Below are 16,867 nucleotides of genomic sequence, written 5' to 3' on the forward strand. Positions count from 1 at the left end.
CAAAGGTGGGGGTGATCGACCTGAAGAATAAGTCGATCACCATGGGTAAGAATGTTAAAAAGTGTTCACCATGTCCCTGAACACCCGTTTACCATGTCCCCGGACTGTACACCTGTGGAAGAGGGCCGGGGTGAGGGCCAGCGCGCACCCTAACGCAAAAGGGCGACCCATTGGGTCGCCCTTTCTTATCCGATCCTGAAATCAGAAACGCAGTGACGCGCCAACGTATGGGCCATCGACCAGTACGTTGTCTTTGCGGCTGCCTTTGTTGTTCAGCTCGATGTACTGATAACCCACGCGCAGGTTCAGCAGAGAAATTGGCGTGAAGCTCAGGCCACCAGACGCTTCCTGGTAGCTATCAAGACGATCGGAGAACGCTTCCGGCGCATAGTAATATTCGCCGTACAGGCCCCACATGCTGTTGAAGCTGTATTGCGCTGCGCCACCGACTGCGACGGTGAAGCCATCACGGCCATCTTCCGGATGGGTGAACAGGGCTTTCGCGGTTGGCGCAATGCGGAAATCGCCCACGTCGATGTTATAGCCCAGGCCTGCACCGTAGGTGCTGCCATCGTGATCGCTACGCAGCCAGTTGCCTTTCAGGAACAGGCCTGGTGAAGTGGTGCCGAGACCAAGGTTCAGGTTGGTGCTGTGCTCACCCACGTCAACACTGCCCTCAATTGCCTGCGCGCCGCTGCTCAGCAGTGCCAGACCTAAAACGCTTCCAGTAACAAGTTGCTTAAACATGTGATTCCACTCCATGAAGGACATTTAATTCGGCGGCAAGGGTAACAGCCTGATAGCAGGAGACAACTTTATTTGGAAAGCTTTACGTAAAAATGGATTACAGCGGGGAAAACGGCCGGTTAAGGCCGTCTGGATATATCAGAAACGGTAGGCAGCGCCAATAAACACGCCATTGATCAGATTCTGGTCATTCTGACCATATTTGCCATAAGTTGACAGATAACGATAACCCGAACTTAGCGTCAGCCAGTTGGCCGGTTGGTAATGAAGGCCAGCCTCGAACTGGTACAGGTGGTGCATGTGACGCGTGGCGAAATCCGGAGCCACTGAGTAATCAAGATAGAGCCAGATTTTGTCCACTTTCGGCAGAGGAGCCATAAAGCGCACTCCCGCATTCATGCCGCGGCTCCCGGATTTATCGTTATCAAGATCGGCCCAGAACGCGCCCACGCGCGGTGCTACCGATAATGCGCCGAAAGCAAATCCATAGCCAATACTGCCTTCAACCATCTGGGTTTTGCGTTCACCGTTCATGTATTCGGCGCCATACTGCAGGCCCAACGCGGTTTTTTCCGTATTGAGAGTGGCAGAGAAGAAATCGCTGCCCCCTTTAATGCCGATTTCCGCTGCGCTGATCCCAGTGGAGGCCAGCATCAGGCCAACTGCTAAATAATGCTTTTTCATTGTCGCTTCCTTGTTGTTTGCGCGAACAAACAGTAAGCAAAACGACAAGGAAGCAAAATAAGCCCTGGCTTGAAAATGAACCGCTATGCTGCCCACAGCAGATGGCTCAGCAGCGGAGCCAGAATCACCGTCACTACGCCCGACAGCATCATCACCAGGCTGGATACCACGCCCTCCTGCTGGCCGAGTTGATAGGCACGCGCGGTACCCGCGCCATGTGATGCCGCACCAAAACCTGCGCCCTTCGCCACGCCCTGCTTGATGGCGATACGCAGAAACAGCACATCCCCCACCGCCATGCCGAACACGCCGGTGATCACCACAAATAGCGCCACCAAATCGGGCTGGCCGCCAATAGGTTGCGCCGCCGCCAGCGCGAATGGCGTGGTAATCGAGCGCACCGCCAGACTGCGCTGGATGGTTTCCGGCAGCGTCAGCAGACGCGCCAGCCACACCGAGCTGCAGACCGCCACCAGCGTGGCGGTAAGTACGCCGACACTCAGCGACAGCCAGTGACGTTTGATGATCTCGAGGTTCTCATACACCGGCACGGCGAACGCCAGCGTTGCCGGACCCAGCAACCAAATCAGCCAGTGACTTTCGGCAATGTAATTTTTCCAGCTCACATGGGTGAGCAGCAGCAGCGCCACCAGCACCAGCGGCGTTAGCACCAACGGCATCAGCAATAGCGTGCGCCAGCGACGATAGAGCATTTTGTTGATGTAATAGACCAGCAGCGTGAACGCCAGACACAGCAGGCTTATCAGCAGATCATTCATGGTGCGCCTGCTTACGCGCGGCACGCGCCAGTTCGTAGCGATATAAACGATCGACCACCAGAGAAGTGGAAGCCAGCACCAGTAAAGTGCTCACGCCAATCACCACGCAGATGCGCCAGCCTTCGCTGCGCAGCAAGTCGCTGTAGTTCACCACCGCCACGACCGCTGGAATAAAGAACAGCAGCATTTCCGCCAGCAGCCAGTTAGCGCCCGCTTTCACCCAGCGCAGCGGCACAATGCGCGTCATGATCAACCCTAACAGCAGCACCATGCCGACCACGTTTGCGGGCAACGGCAAATGCAGCCAGCTCACCAGCCGGTCGCTGAAGATAAACAAACCCACATACAGCCCCAGCTGCAGCGGAACAAAAGCGTGTTGCAGGAGATCCGTTCTGCGCGGACTTAATGCCATCATTTCTTTTTCCCCGATGAAAAATTCAGGGGGCTAGTATAAATCCGCCGCAAACTGTGAAAGAAATGAATTAAAATCATTCAAACTATGCCAAAAAGGAATGCTTATGGACGTGCGAGCGCTGCGCTACTTTACCGAAGTGGTCCGCCAGCAAAGCTTTACCCGCGCCGCCGAGAAGCTCTACGTGACGCAGCCCACCATCAGCAAAATGCTACGCCAGCTGGAAGAGGAGCTGGGCTGCACCTTGCTACTGCGCGAAGGACGCAAACTGCATCTTACCGACAGCGGCCAGGCAGTTTATCAGCGCGGACTGGCGATTCTGCAGGAGTTTCATCAGCTTGAGGCGCAGCTGGGCGACATCAACCAGCTGAAAACTGGCGAGCTGCGCCTGGGGATTCCCCCGATGGTCGGCATGCAGATGGCCGGATCAATCTCCGCCTTTCGCCGCCGTTATCCCGGTGTTGAATTGAAAATTGCCGAATTTGGCGGCCTGACGGCGCAGCAAGCGGTGCTGAGTGGCGCGCTCGATATCGCCCTCACCGCGCTACCGATCGATGCCGAGCTGCCGCTCAACACGCTGGAGTTGATGCATCATCCGCTGTGCGTGCTTTTACCGCGTAGCGACATCTGGCTCAACCACACTCAAGTCGGACTAAAAGAGTTAGCCAAACATCCGCTGCTGATCCTCAACGAAGAGTTCGCGCTCAATCGCCAGATCAGAAAAGCGTTTCAGCGCCTTAATTTGACGCCGAATATTGCGCTGCGCAGCGCGCAGTGGGATTTTCTTGCGGCGATGGTGCAAGCGGGCATGGGCTTGGCGATTCTGCCGGAGCCGATCTGTCAGCGGCTGGATAAGCAGTCGCTGCTGTGGCTGCCGCTGGAGTCGGAGCTGCAGTGGAGTTTAGGTTTGATTTGGCGGGAAGGCAGCTACTTGTCGCGCAGCGCTCAGGCGTGGATTGATTGCTGCCGTGAACACTGGCCGGATACGGCGCCGCGGCTGTCGGTGTGAAAACGAAAGCAGCACATAGCGTAGCGGCGCGATTTATCGCGCAATAAATTGCGCCGCTACAGTCCGAGCAATAGACATTGCTCAAGGTGACTGCTACTCCTCTTTCTCTATCAGCAGCGCTTCCAGCAGATCGAGATCGTGCAGCAGTTTCTGCATCGTCTCGTTGGAAATTTCCTGGGTGGCACGCAGGTGATACACCTCGGCGCGCTCGGCACGCAGCGCGTTGAGGCGGAAACGACGCTCAAGGTTTTCGGCAAACTGCGCCTGCTCGATATCGTTTTTACCCTCGGCGCGGCGACGCAGATTACCGATCACCCGCAAACTCACTTCCTTCAGCAGCTCCGGATCGATGTTCTCTTCGGTGTCGGTCTCCAGACGCTGCTCCATTTTGTGCAGGCTTTCAATCGCCACGCCCGCCATGGCCGCACGCGCGAATTGAATCTCTCGACGATGACCTACCTTATCGATGCTCTCCACATCGCGCAGCAGAATCGGCAGCAGCACCACGCCAACCAGCAGCGAAATCAGAATCACGCCGGTGGCGATGAACACCAACTCGTAGCGCGCCGGGAACGGATCGCCGTTGCTGAGGAACAGTGGAATCGATAGCACACCCGCCAGCGTGATGGCACCGCGCACCCCGGCAAACGAGGCAATCAGCAGTTCGCGCAGTGAGTAGTTGGTAAACTCCAGCGGCTTCTTCTTCAGCAGGCGCATGCTGGTGCGCTTCATGATCCACAACCAACCAAAACGCACGACCATCAGCGCGGCATAAACCAGGAAGACGTCAGTGAACAGCATCCACAGTTCGACGTTTGGATCGGCGTTGGCCTGCGCAATGGAGGTGGCCAGGATGTCTGGCAGCTGCAGACCGAGCATCAAGAACACCATGCCGTTGAAGACGAATTCCAACATCTGCCACACGCTATTGGCGCGCAGGCGCATGGCGAGCGGCGCCTGACGGATAATGCCGGAGCGCGTGATGGTCATACCCGCCGCCACGGCAGCGAGGATACCCGAGACGCCAAGGTGTTCCGCAATCAGGTAGGAGGCGAACGGTAACAGCAGCAGCAGCACGGTTTGGGTGGCCGGATCGTCCCCGCTCCAGCGGCTGAGCAGACGCAGCGAGCGGCCATACAGCCAGCAGATCACCACGCCGGCAACCAAACCGCCGACCGCCACTTTGAGGAACTCGACGCTGGCGCCGCCCCAGGTAAACACCATGGTGCCCATCGCCACCGCGACGGCAAACTTCAGCGACACCAGGCCAGATGCGTCATTCATCAGGGCTTCGCCCTGCACAATCGACATGATTTTTTTCGGGATACGCCCTTCACCCACAATGCCGGACAGCGCCACGGCATCGGTTGGCGAGAGCACCGCCGCCAGCGCAAAGGCGGGAATCAGCGGAATCCCCGGCACCAGCCAGTAAATCAGGTAGCCAATCCCGACCACGGTTATCAGCACCAGAACCAGCGCCAACCCCATGATTTCACGACCGTGATGGAGAAACTCGTTAATCGGCGTTTTCCAGCCATCTGCAAACAGCAGCGGCGGAATAAACAGCACGAGGAACAGTTCCGGATCAAAATCGACATGCAGGCCGAAGACGGGAAAAGCGAGTAATGCACCGGCGGCAATTTGCACCAGCGGCAGCGGAATTTGGAACGGCAGAATGCGTGCCGCCACGCTGGAGAGTGAAACCACCAGCGTCATGATGAGAATAGTAAAGAAGATTTCCATGCTGTCCTTAGGCGAATCAATTTCATTAAAGCGATGTTGTTGCGTGGGAAAGTGTAAAACAAAACGCCGCACAGCGGGGCAACCCGATGTGCGGCGTGGAGCAGAAAGAGAATAATCTTGAAATTTATTCGCTTTAGAGTCAGATGGCCCAGCCACCGGCATAGAACGCCACCAGAGCGACAGCAATCACCACGGTGCCGACGTTGAGTTTGCGCCACTCGCCGGCAAACAGGCGACCAATCACCAGTGAAGCGAAGCCGAGCATAATGCCGGTCACAATGTTGCAAGTGAGTACGATGAACACCGCGGTCAGCAAGCCAGACATCGCATCAACGAAATCGTTGAAGTCGATTTTGGCCACGTTGCTCAGCATCAGCAGGCCCACGTACATCAGCGCCGGAGCAGTTGCGTAAGCCGGAACCAGATACGCCAGCGGCGACATGAACAGAATCATCAGGAACAGCAAACCGACCACAATCGCCGTCAGACCGGTTTTCCCGCCGGCTGCGGTGCCCGCCGCCGATTCGATATAGACCGCAGCCGGCGATGCGCCGACCAGACCTGCAAACACGCTGCTGAGTGAATCGGTGGTTAACGCGCGGCCGCCGTTGATGATCTGCCCCTCTTTATCCAGCAGATTGGCCTGCCCCGCTACCGCGCGGATGGTACCGGTGGCATCAAACACCGCCGTCATCACCAGCGCCAGCACGCTTGGCAGCACCACCGGTTGCAGCGCACCCATGATATCCAGGCTAAACATCGCCGATTGACCGTTAGCATCCTTCAGGCTTGGCATGGCAAACAGACCTTGATAGGTCACCGCCGGATCGAAAATCAGACCAATAATCGAGATGGCGATGATGGTCAGCAGAATGCCGCCCGGCACGCGCCGTTTCTCCAGGCCGAAAATCGCCGCCAGGCCTACCAGCGCCATGATCACCGGAAACGAGGCGAAGTGGCCCAATGCCACCGGCAAACCTGCCGCCGGGTTCTTCACCACCAAACCAATGCCGTCAGCGGCGATCAGCAGCAGGAATAGACCGATGCCGACGCCGGTCCCGTGCGCGACGCCCATCGGTAAGTTACGCAGGATCCACGCGCGAATGCCGGTTACCGAAATTAGCGTAAACAGTAAGCCCATCAGGAAAACGGCGCCCAGCGCCACCGGTACACTAATGTGCTGGCCGAGCACCAGGCTAAAAGCGGTGAAGGCGGTCAGTGAGATAGCGCAGCCAATCGCCATTGGCAGGTTGGCCCACAGGCCCATGACGATCGAACCGATGCTTGCCACCAGGCAGGTAGCAACGAACACCGCCGTTGGCGAGAAGCCCGCTTTGCCCAACATGCCGGGCACCACAATAACCGAGTACACCATCGCCAGAAACGTGGTGAGACCCGCCAATACTTCCTGACGCACGCTGCTGCCGCGTGCAGAAATGTTGAACCAGGCGTCCAGTTTTCCACTGGCCGGGCGCGATTCGCCAGACATAATCATTCCTCAATATTTTTGTGATGTGAGTCGCCGCACGGCGCACGTTTGCCGCTCCCTGATGAAGCTTTTCCTGAAGAAAATCAGGCAAACGTTTACGTCGCCGCGTATTCCAGGTCGTAAAAGGGGGACACGGAAAAAAGGCAAACGATTATCTGGCCTTTGGCATGGCGTTTTCAACTACTAATCGCGGGTAATACAGGATAAATCCAGCCAATGGGTTTCCCAGGTCGCCATGAATGGCGCCCCTACGATCATGGGCTTTGTCGGGCGTCATTCATGCCGACCTGGCTGCAATCAACTCTGCAGTTGAATCGGGCCGCCCTGCTCTAACGCGCGCTGCCAGGCGGCGCGCTGCTGCATGGTTTCCAGCCAGCGCGCGGTGGCGGGCATATCACGCAGGGAACCGCGCATTTGCAGTGCCAGCAGCGGGAAGCTCATCTGCACATCGGCGATACTAAATCGTGAACCGGCAAAAAAGGGATGCTGCGAGAGATGTTGTTCGATCACGCTGCCGTGCAACGCCAGCTGTTTGTTCAGCCAGGCTTTTTGAATTCCTTTGCTCAGCGCGATCCCCGCCGGACGCAACAGCCACGGCACCGGCTTTTTGCCCAGCTGTGCAAACACCAGCTTCATCACCAGCAGCGGCATCAGCGATCCTTCGGCGTAGTGCAGCCAGTAACGCGCCTGAATCTGCTCCTCTTCATCGCTTAACATCAGCTGATGTTCGCTGTCATATTTCTGCTGCAGGTATTCAAGGATGGCGCCTGACTCAGCAACCACACGATTGCCATCGGTAATAACCGGCGATTTTCCCAGCGGATGCACTTTCTTTAAAGAGTCGGGTGCCAGCAAGCTATTCTCGCGCTGGTAACGTTTAATTTGGTAAGGCACCGCCAGCTCTTCCAGCAGCCATAACACGCGATGCGAGCGGGAATTTTCCAGATGGTGAACGGTGATCATGCGGTTTTCCTTGCCGGTAAGTGTGCTGGCAAGTATAGCGGATTAACGCTTCTGCTCGTCTTGCTCGGGATCGAGTAACACCGCACCCGAACCTTGTTCGCCCAGGCGGTCACCCGGATTGCGCAGCGGGCAGTCACGCATTGATAAACAGCCGCAACCAATGCAGCCATCAAGATCGTTACGCAAGCGGGTGAGCGTTTCGATACGTTTATCCAGCTCTTCACGCCAATGTTGGGTTAGCGCATCCCACTCCTGCGTCGACATACGCTTGTTGGCCGGCACATGGTTCAGACTATCGCTCACCGTGGCGAGTGGAATGCCGATGCGTTGCGCAATTTTAATAATCGCCACGCGGCGCAATACGTCGCGGCTATAGCGACGTTGATTGCCGCCGTTGCGCGAGCTGAAAATCAATCCTTTGGTTTCATAAAAGTGCAGCGCGGAGACCGCTACGCCGCTACGTTTGGCGACTTCGCCCGGTGTCAGCACCGGCTTCGGGTAATTGCGTTCTTTTTTCATTTAGGGCCTTTACCTCAAGTTAACTTGAGGAATTATACTCGCACCCCAGCAAAACTTCGAATTTCTAACCAGGTAATAACCATCAGAAGGATGAGGCTATGATGCAACAGGAAATCATTCATTCGCTGACCCACTGGATCGATCAGAATCTGGATAAAGCGCTATCAATTGATGAAGTCGCAGCAAAATCAGGTTACTCAAAATGGCATCTGCAGCGTATGTTCCGTGCCGTCACGAAACAAACGCTGGGTGGCTATATTCGCGAGCGTCGCCTGACGCTGGCCGCAGAAGCACTGCGTCAAACTCAGCGTCCGGTATTTGATATCGCCATGCAGTACGGTTACGACTCGCAGCAGACTTTCTCGCGCGTGTTCCGCCGCCAGTTCTCGCAAACGCCGACCGCTTATCGTCATACCATGCGCCGTCAGGCGATGATTCAGCGTCCGCGCCTGCTCAGCTTTGACTGTGTGGATAGCAGTATGAACAGCTTTGCCCAGCGTACTACCGGCGAGTGCTGCCCGGTAAGCTAACCTTTTCAGCGCGCCCCGTGCGGGCGCACCTCCCCTTTCCTGCCTGTCTCCTCCCCCAATTTTCGATAAAAATTTTTCTACCATACAAGGTATAAATTTTGTTCAAAATTTAAAATCGAGTGATATAATGTGAGCCAAGTCACACTTTCCTGTTTGCAGTAAGACGGCCAGAAGGGCTTCCCTGACCTTCCTTCTTTGCCGCCCGTGATGTCGATCGAATGTCGGGGATATCACTGATCCTAAGAGGTTTGCTACAGATGGCTACGTTAACCACCAGTTTGATCGTTATGCGCTGGGAACTCCTGAGCGCGGTAATGATGTTCTTCGCCAGCACCATGAAAATTCGTCTGCGTCAAAACAGTCATCACGTAATGGCGCTGCTGTGCGGGGGAATTGGGGTTGGCATGTCCTGCTGGTTTGTTACCGGCCTGCTTGGCATTACGCTGAGCATGGAGAATCTGCACAACTTTATGGAAATCTCGAAGAACGCCTTTATCGAAGTGATGAGCCAAACGCCGACCGACTGGCCAATGCCTTAGTCGCTGCCCATAAAAAACCCCGCTTGCGCGGGGTTTTTTATTTTGCTGTGTGATTCTTAAATTTTCTTCAATACGGCCGGAATAGTCACTTCCGCCACCGTGACGCCCGGTATCTTCGTACCGCGACGATCCTGAATCCACATATCACCCATCATTTGATTTAGCCCGCGATCCAGACCGGTAACCAAGCCAGCGCCCGGCGTGAAGGTTAATTCGCCGAAGTAGATCTGGTCGTTATCGATGTACCAATCCACGCGCACATAATCGAAATCACTCGCCAGCTTTTTACTCAGCGCCAGGGCGTGCTGTAACGAGGCCATCTGCGGCGTAACGTCCAGGCCAGTATCACGAATCTTGTGATACGCCTCGTTAAGATTGTTAACGTAAAAATTCATCGACAACAGCGGATTACAGCGGTTGTAGATCACCTGCAGCACATATTCAAAGCTGCCATCGCGCTTATTGAACATGTGGAATTTGTAATCGATCGGCGCCGTTTTACCATCGCCAATATACTGCTCGACCAGGATGCGCGGCTTAATGTAGCGGTAATGAATCTCACGCGCTTCGTTAGCAAAGTCGGTCTTCAGCCAGCGGTGGCAGTCGCTAATGATCTGCTGCTTCTTCAGTGCATCCGGCTCTTCCAGCAGGATTTCGACCATATTAGACGCGTGATTCGGCTTAATAACCGTGTTTTTCCAGCTCGGCAGCGTATGCAGCGAGCTTGGATCGCTGGTTTCATACACCAGTGGGATCAGGTATTCGCTGCCCACTTTCTCGGCGATGTATTCGCGCACCGAATATTTGTCCGACAGACGGCCATAGATCTGATAATCACCGTGGACAAATTTGCGGTACAGCACCTTCTCGTTAAAGACTTTCGGCTCACGCAGATTGGGCAGCCTGCGGAACTTGTGAAAGTAGTAGATACGATCCTGGGTAGCCCAGGGCATCTTCTTAATGAAGTACTGCACGCTTCTTCTGAGTTCTTCTTTCAACTTGAGCATATCTGACCTCATTTGTAGGTTTTGTAGTTGAGTGAGGAAACCTGGATTTTTTGGATGACGCCGTTTTTGAAGAAGTAATTCATTACGGTAAGGGACAGCAATTCTGAGATGAAAACGCTCCAGGCGGCACCCATGATGCCGTAGCTCTGGATCAGCCACCATGACAGCGGCAAGCTGATAACCATCAGGCAAACAATTTTCTTCAACAGATAATTAAACCCGCCTTCTTTAACCATGTAGCGATACGCCACGGTCCCCATCGCCGAAAAGCAGGTTGCTAACGACAACAACGTAATGAGACTTCCTGACTGTGTGTACTCGTGACCATACAAAGCGATGATGATTTTTTCGCCGTACATCGCGATCACCGCTAACAACAACAATGAAACACCCATGACATAACCATTAAGCCGTGCTGTCAGCTTGATGGCGGCTTCTCCACGCTCACGGAAAATTTCCGAGAAGCAGGAAGTGATGATGGCGACCGGGATAAAAATCCATGAAGCCGAAATAGTATTGGCGGCAGCGAACAGGCCGAGGTCGCGCGCAGAGGCGATACCCGCCAGGAACATCTGTGCCGCTTTCACCTGCACCGAGATAAAGATGCTGGAGATAGCCAGCGGCAGTCCGGCGTACAGCAGATAGCGCAGATAGGTACCGCGCTTCTCTTGTGGCGGCGCCACATCCTGATTCTCGCGATAAAAGTTAAAGCGCTTAATCACGTACGGCACCAGCGTGACGGCGACAATCGAAACGGTCAGCCACAGCGGATTGAGGTGCAGCCAGGCGATGGCAAAACTCAGGGTGAAACCCAGCAGCAAACCGACAGAGTTGGCGATGGTATTTAGCCGCGAAGCCAAACGCGCGTTGTTATAAACGCTGAAAGTGTCCTGCGTGACGAAAACCGAAGAAATAAACGAGGCCAGAGCAAAGGCAAGGAAATTTTCCTGCATGTTGTACCAGACCCAAATCAACACCGGCAGCGAAGTGAGCAGCAGTAACACCATGCGCATGTTGCGCGCTACGGTCATCAGGCGCAGACCTTTCGGCGCACTTTTACTGATGCGCTTAAACAAAATGGTTTCTGTCCCGAAAATCGCCACGGTTTGCACCATGGAGAATAGCGAGGCGGAAAACGCCATTTGGCCAAAGATGGTTGGGCCAAAGGATTTTGCCACGTAGGAGGTCACAAATATGACGCCGAACACGGAGACAATCTTTTCAGACATCATCCAGGCGGCATTAGACATTACGCTCAATTTCATTGACTGATCCTTAGTATTACGAACTACAACAACTTTCGGTACAACATCCTTGAAATGAATTAACAAGCGCTCAGTGGGCCTGACTTATTTTAAGAACTTCAAACCAAACTGGTCCGAAAAATGAGACTCGCGTCGATAATTAGAGAATATATTCAGGAAAATTCTGATTAAATCCGGCGCGAAACTCAGTGGATGTAAACGATTTCAGCCTAAATTCTAAGCAAAGGTTTACTGGCATAGCCCGATATTTCTGTAAGGGGTTTATGCCGTTTTCCATGGAATGTAGTATTTTTCTGCATTTGGGATGGAGAGAATTTATATCAAAAACCTAACGCCCGGAAGGCGTTCATTGGCATTCATAATAAAATAAGATTTATCCCATGATGATATTTCTTATAAATATCTTAATTTAACCCTCGCAATTCAAATCGCGCACTTTAATACTGCATTAATAGTGTTTTTGCAGTGCCAGATATTAATACAGTAATTCTCATCCACTAATTGATAAGAAAGGTAATAGCATTTATGAGAAAGTCACGATATAGCGAAGAGCAAATCACAAATGCCATTAAAGCTTCTGAAACGGGAGTGAAAGTCAGGGAAATTTGTGAGGAGCTTGGCATTTCCGAGGCCACTTTCTATAGCTGGAAGAAGAAGTTTTCTGGGCTATCCTCCGAAGAAGGCAGAAAAATCAAGGAGCTAGAAGACCAGCTTCTTAACCTCACGCGTGAGCTGCAATCACTGAGTTCCGATAAAGAGATGCTGCAAAGCGTATTGAAAAACTTCTTCACCACCAATGAAAAGCGCCAGGCGGTTAACTTCCTGCAAACCACATTCGACATAGGTACCCGTCGTAGCTGTCGTTTACTGGATATTAGCCGTAGCGTTTATCATTATCCTGCAGGTACAGATAATCGCTAACACCATTAAGGCCGATGTTATTTGACTTAATGCTGAGATTTGTTCTTACCAGAAGATATGAAGATCATTTAATTCGGCGTTCACAACATAACAATTCGAACCAATTTTTCCTGATGAATTCCATCGCGGAATTGCTTCCTTTTTTGCGGTAAAATAGATTCACATCAGCAAAAGTCTCTCTATTCAAGCCATTTAAACGAAGTCCAATCTCATTACGGTGAGATTGGCGCTTCGATTATTACTTTATCAACATTAATCATCTGACCTGAATGCAGACATTTCTGTTAAGCATTAATGAACAACTGCATGTAACCGCTCACACACTCACTCTGTTTTAGAGTGGATCTGTTCAGGCATTCATTTGTCATTATGCTGATGCACGTAGACTAAAATTCGTTGCGCGCTGCCAGGAATAGTCCGGATAAGAAACGTTATCTCCCCTAAACAATAACCGCAAAAAAGCGCGAGAAAAGATAAATAGTCGGGGATTAATCATCGCTGCGCTTAATGGTTTTTTATCCGCATCACATCGAATGATTCTTAACACCACACTATCTCCTTAAGCAAAAAGTGGCTTTATAGCCGTTTTATTCAGTGCCAAAGGGCAATAAACGGTAGGTTAGATGCATGTTTTTCGCATTATCTGCATGCGCTTTTGCCGCTTTAGGTCCCCCGCTAGCAGGAATCACAGCCGCTTATTGAAGGTTTAGGTCACCTTAAGGCTAACCTTTAAGCGCCACAGCGCTGCCAGAGCACGATGGCTTATGACAAATGAGCACTAAATTAGTGTCTAAATTCGGCAGGAATGTTATATCGAGGTTCAGATGAAGGGTAGAAATGGCAATAGCGTCCGCAGATCGGGTTGGTCAAATTCTTAAAATACAGGGGAATACGCTGCCGAAATGATTCTTCAGCAGCGTTATTTTGCTGATTTATACCGCTGTGATTTGCGGCTGCGGTTTGATACGCATCGCGTAGATCACACCAATAATCAGACAGCCAATACCCACCGCGGTTAACAGCGGCGGCCAGCTTTGTCGCCAGAGGAAGGTCCACAGCAAACCCGCTAAGGTTTCAAACACGATTAACGGTCCCATGATCACCGTCGGCACGCGCTGACTGGCGGCATTCCAGCACAGCGTGCCCAACCAGGAACAAATCAGCCCAATTGCTAACATCAATAATAGAAAGTGTTGCGGCTGCGGTCCGAACGGCAGATCAAATCCAGGTTGCTGCCAGTAAAGCTGCCCGCAAACTAATAGATAGAACACCAGCGCCAGCGGCAATGTCACTAACCCTTGCGCCGTCGCCCAGCTTGAGGGTTTGTGTTGGGGATGGGCACGCATCCACAAACCGTTGCGCAGCGGATACCATGTCCAGCATGCCACCGCCAGCACGGCTAAAAGCAAACCGGTTAAATAACGCGACCAATCAAAATCCGGCCCCTGGGTTTGCAACTCCGCGGCATTCACACAAGCCAGCCCTACGGCAATAATCAGCAGAGCGGGCGTCAGCTTGCGCCACGGCAAGCGTCCTTCGAGGTGGCCATAGCAGAGATTCGCGGTCACGGTGATCACCACCGGCAAGGTGCCGATAATCATCGTTGAAATCGGTGCGCCGGTGCGTTGAATCGCACTGGCGAGTAAGGCGTAATACAGCAGATTACCGATTAGCGACAGTTTCAGCGCTTCAAACCAATCTTTACGCGTTAGCTGTCGTAAACGACGGCGATCCAGCCAGGCGAGCGGTAACACCACTAAACCAAAGGCCACATAGCGCCCGGCCGATTGTAAGGTGCCCGGATAATCCGGTATTAACAGCGGGCCGACAAAGATCAATCCCCACATCAGCCCCGCAGCGAGGGCAAACAGTATTCCAGCAAACATAAACTCTTCCTTTATAGGCATTCCGCTGCAGTGTGACGCAGCCTGGCGTTAAAGGCTTGTAGCAGATTGCGGTTAGCGCAGTGGGAAGACTTGTTTTTGATAGCGGCCGGGTGTGATGCCGTAGCGATGCGCGAAGGCGCGCGTGAGATGCGCCTGATCGGTCAGGCCGACCGAAGCTGCAACCGTGGCGGCACTCTCACCACGCGCCAGCAGTTGTTTGGCGGCAAACAAGCGAAACGCCATCAGCATTTGATGCGGGGTAACGTGGAAGTGTTGTTTGAAGCTGCGCAGAAAATGCCATGGCGACAGTGACGCCAGCGCAGCAAGCTCTTCGAGGCGCACCGGTTCGGCGAGGTTTTCCCGTAAATAGTCTCTTACCGCATCAAAGCGGTGTGCGCCTTCGATCGGTCGTTGCTGTCCCTGCCGTGCCAGCGGCCGCATTAACTCCAGCAGTTCAAGCAGAATGCTTTCGCGCTCCAGCGCAGTTTGCGCCTGCCACATCTGCGCCAGCAGTTGAGAAAACGGCTGCGCCAGACGCGCATCGGTGCGCAGTGCATCATTGAACCACCAATGACGATCGCCCGTCAGACGATCCATTTCGTGCGGATCAATATAGATCATGCGATAGCGCCAGCCTTCGTCGCAGGCCGATTCGCCGGTATGCAGTTCGTCAGGATTCATCATCACCAGCGAATGCTGTGGCGCGGTGTAGTTGGCGCCACGATAGCGAAAACGCTGAGCACCGGATTCAATCGTCCCGATACCAAAGGCTTCATGCGTATGCGGTTCAAAGGCGTAGCGGGAGATGTGCGCCTGGTAAAGCTCAATGCCCGGCAGCTCAGCGAAATGCTGAAACTGCGCACGATCTTGCTCACAAGGAAAGACTTCAGGAACCACCTTCACCACACACCTCCAGATTAAAACCTCTGTAAGCATGCGCGGCAGTAGCGATAAATGCAAAGCGGATTTGCTTTACCTCATCGCGTATTCACCGGACACTAAAACGACTTAAAAAGGAGATAAATATGGCCAATCGCGTGGTTGTGGTAGTGGATATGCAAAATGGCGTGCTGGCAACGCCGCGTTTTGATCGCGCCGGACGTTGTGAGCGAATCAATCAGTTAACCGCCGCAGCCGATCAGGTGATCTTCATCCAGCACGTTGGTCCCGGTTTAGAGGCTAACTCCGCAGGCTGGGCAATCGTGCCCGAATTACACCAGCCAGCCAACGCCATCTTCGTCAACAAAACCGCCTGCGACAGCTTCTGGCAAACCGATCTCGCCGCCCACCTCGATCAGCTCGAGATTAAAAGCTTTGTGATTTGTGGCTGCGCCACCGATTACTGTGTCGATACCACGATTAAAGTCGGCGCCAGCCTCGGCTATCACATCACGGTCGCCGCCGATGCGCATACCACCGCGGACCGTACTTATGCTTCGGCACAGCAGCAGATCAATCAGCATAACGAAGTATGGGCAGATTTGATTATGCCGGGCAATCCGGTGTTGGTTCGCGAAACGGAAGCGTTGCTGCGGGAATGGCGACCGCATTAATGCAGGAATAGGTTCAGCTCCAGTCGAAAAAAAACTGCCACTCCTCACGGAATGGCAGCTCTGGATTCATTGACAATGCACCCGAGTGTTCAGGCGAATAATCAGAACGGAATATCGTCGTCAAAATCCATTGGCGGTTCGTTGTTCGCCGGTGCGCTCTGCTGCTGTGGACGCTGCTGCGCGCCGCCGCTGAACTGGTTGCCACCGCCTTGCGGCTGCTGTTGTGGCTGCTGTGGCTGGCCCCAACCGTTGTTATTGCCGCCGCCCTGACCGCCCGCCGGTGCGCCACCTGCGTTCGCGCCCTGCTGACGTCCACCCAGCATCTGCATGGTGCCGCCAACGTTCACAACCACTTCAGTGGTGTATTTTTCCTGGCCGCTCTGGTCGGTCCATTTACGGGTACGCAGCTGGCCTTCGATGTAAACCTGGGAACCTTTACGCAGGTATTCACCCGCCACTTCCGCCAGTTTGCCGAACAGCACAACACGGTGCCATTCCGTGATCTCTTTGTTTTCACCGGTGGCTTTATCGCGCCAGCTTTCTGACGTGGCCAGCGTAATGTTGGCTACCGCGCCACCATTTGGCATGTAGCGCACTTCCGGATCCTGACCCAGATTCCCGACTAGAATCACTTTGTTTACGCCACGACTGGCCATGTTGCTGTCTCCCGATGAGTTGATGCTAAAAGTCTAAGCGAAAAATTGTATCACGTCACATTGGCGTGTGCCCACTTTAGAGCGGGATTCCAATTTTTTTCCAGCAAGCAGAATAGCAAAAAACACTGGATATTTATTCAGGTTATTTTTTGTGCCATAATGGAG

At 53.5% G+C, this 16,867-nt stretch carries 18 protein-coding genes; 5 read left to right on the forward strand and 13 right to left on the reverse strand.

What is annotated here, in order from left to right:
• Positions 1-201 precede the first annotated feature (201 nt).
• From WFL93_RS21400 to WFL93_RS21415, 4 genes are all read right to left on the reverse strand, one after another.
• Positions 202-747, reverse strand: coding sequence for a YfaZ family outer membrane protein (locus WFL93_RS21400; RefSeq protein WP_007888570.1), 546 nt, complete (start codon positions 745-747; stop codon positions 202-204).
• A gap of 138 nt (positions 748-885) precedes the next feature.
• A complete protein-coding gene (locus WFL93_RS21405) occupies positions 886-1,431 on the reverse strand; it encodes a YfaZ family outer membrane protein (RefSeq protein ID WP_336779000.1) in 546 nt (181 codons plus the stop codon).
• 83 nt (positions 1,432-1,514) lie between these two features.
• On the reverse strand, positions 1,515-2,210 hold the full coding sequence (locus WFL93_RS21410) for an LrgB family protein (RefSeq protein WP_049851289.1): 696 nt from the start codon (positions 2,208-2,210) through the stop codon (positions 1,515-1,517).
• Entirely contained in the window at positions 2,203-2,625 is a 423-nt protein-coding gene (locus tag WFL93_RS21415) for a CidA/LrgA family protein (protein ID WP_180822875.1), read from the reverse strand. Before WFL93_RS21415 ends, WFL93_RS21410 begins: the two co-directional genes overlap by 8 nt.
• Before the next feature lie 103 nt (positions 2,626-2,728).
• On the opposite strand from WFL93_RS21415, the gene WFL93_RS21420 reads away from it, so the two are divergent.
• Positions 2,729-3,631, forward strand: coding sequence for a LysR family transcriptional regulator (locus WFL93_RS21420; RefSeq protein WP_180822874.1), 903 nt, complete (start codon positions 2,729-2,731; stop codon positions 3,629-3,631).
• 93 nt (positions 3,632-3,724) lie between these two features.
• Here WFL93_RS21420 and WFL93_RS21425 read toward each other — a convergent pair whose 3' ends face one another.
• The 4 genes from WFL93_RS21425 to soxR form a co-directional block, all read right to left on the reverse strand.
• A complete protein-coding gene (locus WFL93_RS21425) occupies positions 3,725-5,374 on the reverse strand; it encodes a Na+/H+ antiporter (protein ID WP_009128655.1) in 1,650 nt (549 codons plus the stop codon).
• Between the two features lie 139 nt (positions 5,375-5,513).
• Positions 5,514-6,863 carry an NCS2 family permease gene (locus WFL93_RS21430; protein WP_049851286.1) on the reverse strand — a complete coding sequence of 450 codons (1,350 nt, stop codon included), beginning with the start codon at positions 6,861-6,863 and terminating at the stop codon, positions 5,514-5,516.
• A 297-nt stretch (positions 6,864-7,160) separates the two neighbouring features.
• A complete protein-coding gene (locus tag WFL93_RS21435) occupies positions 7,161-7,826 on the reverse strand; it encodes a glutathione S-transferase family protein (RefSeq protein ID WP_009128649.1) in 666 nt (221 codons plus the stop codon).
• Positions 7,827-7,868: 42 nt separating this feature from the next.
• Complete coding sequence (soxR, locus tag WFL93_RS21440; protein WP_009128647.1) at positions 7,869-8,345, reverse strand: redox-sensitive transcriptional activator SoxR; 477 nt, start codon at positions 8,343-8,345, stop codon at positions 7,869-7,871.
• A gap of 98 nt (positions 8,346-8,443) precedes the next feature.
• Between soxR and soxS the strand changes: the two genes are divergently transcribed.
• Positions 8,444-8,875 (forward strand): superoxide response transcriptional regulator SoxS, encoded by a 432-nt coding sequence (soxS, locus tag WFL93_RS21445; RefSeq protein ID WP_036621487.1) that lies wholly within the window; start codon positions 8,444-8,446, stop codon positions 8,873-8,875.
• A 257-nt stretch (positions 8,876-9,132) separates the two neighbouring features.
• Positions 9,133-9,414: a YjcB family protein gene (locus tag WFL93_RS21450; RefSeq protein ID WP_008109973.1), complete on the forward strand. Its 282-nt coding sequence runs from the start codon at positions 9,133-9,135 to the stop codon at positions 9,412-9,414.
• Positions 9,415-9,470: 56 nt separating this feature from the next.
• Here WFL93_RS21450 and WFL93_RS21455 read toward each other — a convergent pair whose 3' ends face one another.
• Together WFL93_RS21455 and WFL93_RS21460 are read right to left on the reverse strand one after the other, a co-directional pair.
• Complete coding sequence (locus WFL93_RS21455; protein WP_009128641.1) at positions 9,471-10,421, reverse strand: ATP-grasp fold amidoligase family protein; 951 nt, start codon at positions 10,419-10,421, stop codon at positions 9,471-9,473.
• Between the two features lie 8 nt (positions 10,422-10,429).
• Complete coding sequence (locus tag WFL93_RS21460; protein WP_009128638.1) at positions 10,430-11,686, reverse strand: polysaccharide biosynthesis C-terminal domain-containing protein; 1,257 nt, start codon at positions 11,684-11,686, stop codon at positions 10,430-10,432.
• A 525-nt stretch (positions 11,687-12,211) separates the two neighbouring features.
• Between WFL93_RS21460 and WFL93_RS21465 the strand changes: the two genes are divergently transcribed.
• On the forward strand, positions 12,212-12,607 hold the full coding sequence (locus WFL93_RS21465; RefSeq protein WP_008109970.1) for an IS3 family transposase: 396 nt from the start codon (positions 12,212-12,214) through the stop codon (positions 12,605-12,607).
• A 932-nt stretch (positions 12,608-13,539) separates the two neighbouring features.
• Here WFL93_RS21465 and WFL93_RS21470 read toward each other — a convergent pair.
• Both WFL93_RS21470 and WFL93_RS21475 read right to left on the reverse strand, forming a co-directional pair.
• Positions 13,540-14,493, reverse strand: a complete 954-nt coding sequence (locus tag WFL93_RS21470; RefSeq protein WP_336779001.1) for a DMT family transporter — start codon at positions 14,491-14,493, stop codon at positions 13,540-13,542.
• Between the two features lie 72 nt (positions 14,494-14,565).
• Entirely contained in the window at positions 14,566-15,429 is an 864-nt protein-coding gene (locus WFL93_RS21475; protein WP_442955903.1) for an AraC family ligand binding domain-containing protein, read from the reverse strand.
• Between the two features lie 89 nt (positions 15,430-15,518).
• Between WFL93_RS21475 and WFL93_RS21480 the strand changes: the two genes are divergently transcribed.
• Positions 15,519-16,046, forward strand: coding sequence for an isochorismatase family protein (locus tag WFL93_RS21480; protein WP_009128632.1), 528 nt, complete (start codon positions 15,519-15,521; stop codon positions 16,044-16,046).
• Positions 16,047-16,147: 101 nt separating this feature from the next.
• Here WFL93_RS21480 and ssb1 read toward each other — a convergent pair whose 3' ends face one another.
• On the reverse strand, positions 16,148-16,702 hold the full coding sequence (gene ssb1, locus WFL93_RS21485) for a single-stranded DNA-binding protein SSB1 (RefSeq protein WP_009128630.1): 555 nt from the start codon (positions 16,700-16,702) through the stop codon (positions 16,148-16,150).
• Positions 16,703-16,867: the final 165 nt, after the last annotated feature.

This window comes from Pantoea sp. USHLN256 (genome assembly GCF_037149875.1).
GTDB lineage: Bacteria > Pseudomonadota > Gammaproteobacteria > Enterobacterales > Enterobacteriaceae > Pantoea > Pantoea nemavictus.

What these genes read in the sequence shown, in the direction of transcription:
- WFL93_RS21400 (WP_007888570.1), bottom strand. Translation starts at nt 747, where the DNA reads ATGTTTAAGCAACTTGTTACTGGAAGCGTTTTAGGTCTGGCACTGCTG.
- WFL93_RS21405 (WP_336779000.1), bottom strand. Translation starts at nt 1,431, where the DNA reads ATGAAAAAGCATTATTTAGCAGTTGGCCTGATGCTGGCCTCCACTGGG.
- WFL93_RS21410 (WP_049851289.1), bottom strand. Translation starts at nt 2,210, where the DNA reads ATGAATGATCTGCTGATAAGCCTGCTGTGTCTGGCGTTCACGCTGCTG.
- WFL93_RS21415 (WP_180822875.1), bottom strand. Translation starts at nt 2,625, where the DNA reads ATGATGGCATTAAGTCCGCGCAGAACGGATCTCCTGCAACACGCTTTT.
- WFL93_RS21420 (WP_180822874.1), top strand. Translation starts at nt 2,729, where the DNA reads ATGGACGTGCGAGCGCTGCGCTACTTTACCGAAGTGGTCCGCCAGCAA.
- WFL93_RS21425 (WP_009128655.1), bottom strand. Translation starts at nt 5,374, where the DNA reads ATGGAAATCTTCTTTACTATTCTCATCATGACGCTGGTGGTTTCACTC.
- WFL93_RS21430 (WP_049851286.1), bottom strand. Translation starts at nt 6,863, where the DNA reads ATGTCTGGCGAATCGCGCCCGGCCAGTGGAAAACTGGACGCCTGGTTC.
- WFL93_RS21435 (WP_009128649.1), bottom strand. Translation starts at nt 7,826, where the DNA reads ATGATCACCGTTCACCATCTGGAAAATTCCCGCTCGCATCGCGTGTTA.
- soxR (WP_009128647.1), bottom strand. Translation starts at nt 8,345, where the DNA reads ATGAAAAAAGAACGCAATTACCCGAAGCCGGTGCTGACACCGGGCGAA.
- soxS (WP_036621487.1), top strand. Translation starts at nt 8,444, where the DNA reads ATGATGCAACAGGAAATCATTCATTCGCTGACCCACTGGATCGATCAG.
- WFL93_RS21450 (WP_008109973.1), top strand. Translation starts at nt 9,133, where the DNA reads ATGGCTACGTTAACCACCAGTTTGATCGTTATGCGCTGGGAACTCCTG.
- WFL93_RS21455 (WP_009128641.1), bottom strand. Translation starts at nt 10,421, where the DNA reads ATGCTCAAGTTGAAAGAAGAACTCAGAAGAAGCGTGCAGTACTTCATT.
- WFL93_RS21460 (WP_009128638.1), bottom strand. Translation starts at nt 11,686, where the DNA reads ATGAAATTGAGCGTAATGTCTAATGCCGCCTGGATGATGTCTGAAAAG.
- WFL93_RS21465 (WP_008109970.1), top strand. Translation starts at nt 12,212, where the DNA reads ATGAGAAAGTCACGATATAGCGAAGAGCAAATCACAAATGCCATTAAA.
- WFL93_RS21470 (WP_336779001.1), bottom strand. Translation starts at nt 14,493, where the DNA reads ATGTTTGCTGGAATACTGTTTGCCCTCGCTGCGGGGCTGATGTGGGGA.
- WFL93_RS21475 (WP_442955903.1), bottom strand. Translation starts at nt 15,429, where the DNA reads ATGCTTACAGAGGTTTTAATCTGGAGGTGTGTGGTGAAGGTGGTTCCT.
- WFL93_RS21480 (WP_009128632.1), top strand. Translation starts at nt 15,519, where the DNA reads ATGGCCAATCGCGTGGTTGTGGTAGTGGATATGCAAAATGGCGTGCTG.
- ssb1 (WP_009128630.1), bottom strand. Translation starts at nt 16,702, where the DNA reads ATGGCCAGTCGTGGCGTAAACAAAGTGATTCTAGTCGGGAATCTGGGT.